We start from the raw sequence: 1,586 nt of genomic DNA, 5'->3' as shown, positions 1-1,586 counted from the left end.
GGCAAACACCATGCCTTCGCCCGGCTCGTTCTGGTTGACGATCGACAAATAGTAGAGACCGAGAACCATGTCTTGCGACGGCACGATGATCGGCGCGCCGGAGGCCGGGTGCAGGATGTTGTTGGTCGACATCATCAGCACGCGGGCTTCGAGCTGCGCTTCCAGCGACAGCGGCACGTGGACCGCCATCTGGTCGCCGTCGAAGTCGGCGTTGAAGGCGGTGCAGACCAGCGGATGCAGCTGGATCGCCTTGCCTTCGATCAGGGTCGGCTCGAACGCCTGGATGCCGAGGCGATGCAGCGTCGGCGCGCGGTTCAAGAGCACCGGATGCTCACGGATGACCTCGTCGAGGATATCCCAAACCTCCGGACGCTCCTTCTCGACCAGCTTCTTCGCCTGCTTGACGGTCGAGGAGAAACCCTTGGCGTCGAGGCGGGCGTAGATGAAGGGCTTGAAGAGCTCGAGCGCCATCTTCTTCGGCAGGCCGCACTGATGCAGCTTCAGCTCCGGACCGGTCACGATGACCGAGCGGCCGGAATAGTCGACGCGCTTGCCGAGCAGGTTCTGGCGGAACCGGCCCTGCTTGCCCTTGAGCATGTCGGACAGCGACTTCAGCGGGCGCTTGTTGGCGCCGGTGATGACGCGGCCGCGACGGCCGTTGTCGAACAGCGCGTCGACGGCTTCCTGCAGCATGCGCTTTTCATTGCGCACGATGATGCCGGGAGCGCGCAGCTCGATCAGCCGCTTCAGGCGGTTGTTGCGGTTGATGACGCGGCGATAGAGATCGTTGAGATCGGACGTCGCGAAGCGGCCGCCGTCCAGTGGGACGAGCGGGCGCAGGTCCGGCGGGATCACCGGGACCACCTTCATGATCATCCATTCCGGACGGTTGCCGGATTCCATGAAGTTCTCAACGACCTTGAGCCGCTTCAGGTACTTCTTCTGCTTGAGCTCGGAGGTGGTCGAAGCCAGCTCCGAACGCAGGTCGCCGGCGATCTTCTCCAGGTCCATGCCGGCCAGAAGGTCATGGATGGCCTCGGCGCCGATCATGGCGGTGAAAGAGTCCTCGCCGTATTCGTCCACGGCGAGCATGTACTCTTCCTCGCTGAGGAGCTGGTTCTCCTTCAGCGCGGTCAGGCCCGGCTCGGTGACGATGTAGTTCTCGAAGTAGAGCACGCGCTCGATGTCCTTGAGGGTCATGTCGAGCAGCGTGCCGATGCGCGAGGGCAGCGACTTCAGGAACCAGATATGGGCGACGGGCGCGGCGAGCTCGATATGGCCCATGCGCTCGCGGCGAACGCGCGACAGCGTGACTTCGACGCCGCACTTTTCGCAGATGACGCCCTTGTACTTCATGCGCTTGTACTTGCCGCAGAGGCACTCATAGTCCTTGATCGGGCCAAAAATGCGCGCGCAGAACAGGCCGTCACGCTCCGGCTTGAAGGTGCGGTAGTTGATGGTCTCCGGCTTCTTGATCTCGCCGAACGACCAGGACAGAATCTTCTCTGGGCTGGCAAGCGAGATCCGGATGGAATCGAACACCTGCGCAGGCGCCTGCGGGTTGAAGAGATTCATGACCTCTTGGT

1 pseudogene is annotated in these 1,586 nt (G+C 62.5%); it reads right to left on the bottom strand.

The features are described 5' to 3' along the window. Positions 1-1,586: pseudogene (locus EOD07_RS33820) on the bottom strand (DNA-directed RNA polymerase subunit beta'); the annotation flags it as partial.

It is taken from the genome of Mesorhizobium sp. M2C.T.Ca.TU.002.02.1.1 (assembly GCF_003997225.1).
This window is presented reverse-complemented; position numbering and strand designations above follow the sequence as displayed.